Origin of the sequence: Streptomyces sp. WG5, assembly GCF_049974565.1 — a bacterium.
Lineage (GTDB): Bacteria > Actinomycetota > Actinomycetes > Streptomycetales > Streptomycetaceae > Streptomyces.
On sequence record NZ_JBNGGC010000134.1, the window covers coordinates 1 to 1,149 of the forward strand.

1 protein-coding gene is annotated in these 1,149 nt (G+C 68.2%); it reads left to right on the forward strand.

Annotated elements, in window-relative coordinates:
- Positions 1–64 precede the first annotated feature (64 nt).
- Positions 65–1,137 (forward strand): IS630 family transposase gene (locus ACP4IX_RS36230; protein ID WP_426558906.1). Its coding sequence is split into 2 segments (ribosomal slippage): positions 65–575 and positions 575–1,137, totalling 1,074 coding nucleotides; the frame shifts between segments, so codons are not numbered across the junction.
- The last annotated feature ends 12 nt before the right edge of the window (positions 1,138–1,149 follow it).

Below are 1,149 nucleotides of genomic sequence, written 5' to 3' on the forward strand. Positions count from 1 at the left end.
TACTGAGGTTTTCGGGTTGTCGTCGGGTGGTGACGGTTCATGATCCCCGCGGTATGCCGATGAGGTGAGGTATCCAGAGGGTGGGGGCCTGACCGCTGAGCGGCGGGCATTTCGTGAGGAGATCCGGCTTCAGGCCGGCGAGAGATTCGCGGCGGGCGAGAAGACGGCGGCGATCGCGAAGGATCTGCGGGTGAGTGTGCGGTCGGTGGAGCGCTGGCGTCGTGCCTGGCGCGAGGGCGGCATGGAGGCCCTGCGCTCGGCGGGTCCGGCGAACTCCCCGACCGTCACAGACGCCCAGTTCGCCGTGCTCGAGGAAGAACTCGGCAAGGGGCCGGCCGCACACGGCTTCGAAGACGAACGCTGGACCCTGACGCGGGTGCAGACGGTGATCCGCCGGCGTCTGCGGGTGAGCCTGTCGGTGGCGACGGTGCGGCGGCTGCTGAAACGGCACGGCTGGTCCTGGCAGGCACCCGCCCGCAGAGCACTCGAACGCGACGAGCATGCGGTGGAGCTGTGGAAGAGGGAGGTGTGGCCGCAGGTAAAAGACTCGCGGCGGCGTCCGGTGCCTGGATCGTCTTCGAGGACGAGGCCGGCTTCTCGATGACTCCGCCCCGTGCCCACACCTGGGGCCGTCGCGGACACACCCCTGTCATCCGCGTCCGCGGCAGGTCCCGCCGCCGGACTTCCATCGCCGCACTGTGCTGCTACAAACCCGGCGAGAAGAGCCGCCTCATCCACCGGCCCCGCACTCACCTCCGCCTCAAGGGTGCACGCAAAAGCTTCTCCTGGCAGGACTACCGCGACCTCCTGGTCCGCGCACACATCCAGCTCGACGGCCCCATCGTGGTGGTCTGGGACAATCTCAACACCCACCTGGCCACCGGGCTGAAGCGGTACGAGGCCGACCACGACTGGCTCACCACCGTCCGTCTTCCGCCCTACGCACCTGACCTCAATCCCGTCGAGGCCGTCTGGTCGCTGGTACGCAGGGCGATGGCCAACACCGCCTTCGACACATCCGACGACCTCGACCGCACCCTTCGCCGCGAGTTACGCAGGATCCAGCTCCGTCCCCACCTGGTCGACGGCTGCCTGACCGCCACAGGTCTGGCTCTCACCCCACCGACCCCGCCGTGAAAACCTCAGTAG